Origin of the sequence: Pseudomonas sp. SIMBA_068, from assembly GCF_046534705.1 — a bacterium.
Lineage (GTDB): Bacteria > Pseudomonadota > Gammaproteobacteria > Pseudomonadales > Pseudomonadaceae > Aquipseudomonas > Aquipseudomonas putida.
Window position 1 is genome coordinate 1 of sequence record NZ_JAWRYI010000102.1, and the last position, 389, is coordinate 389.

The window sequence follows — 389 nt, forward strand, 5'->3', positions numbered from 1 at the left end:
CTGGCCCGCGTGGTCGGCAGCGACCCGGAAACCGACCTCGCGGTGCTGAAGATCGATTTGAAGAGCCTGCCCTCGATCACCATCGGCCGCTCGGAAGGGCTGCGCGTGGGTGATGTGGCATTGGCCATCGGCAACCCGTTCGGCGTTGGCCAGACGGTAACCATGGGCATCATCAGCGCTACCGGGCGCAACCAGTTGGGGCTCAACAGCTACGAAGACTTCATCCAGACCGACGCGGCGATCAACCCGGGCAACTCCGGCGGCGCGCTGGTGGATGCCAATGGCAATCTGACCGGCATCAACACCGCGATTTTCTCCAAGTCCGGCGGCTCCCAAGGCATCGGTTTTGCGATCCCGGTAAAACTGGCGATGGAAGTGATGAAGTCGAT

The 389-nt window shown here is 62.2% G+C and carries 1 pseudogene; it reads left to right on the top strand.

The annotated features are described in order from the left end of the window. A pseudogene (algW, locus tag SB756_RS28360) lies at window positions 1-389 on the top strand (Do family serine endopeptidase AlgW); the annotation flags it as partial.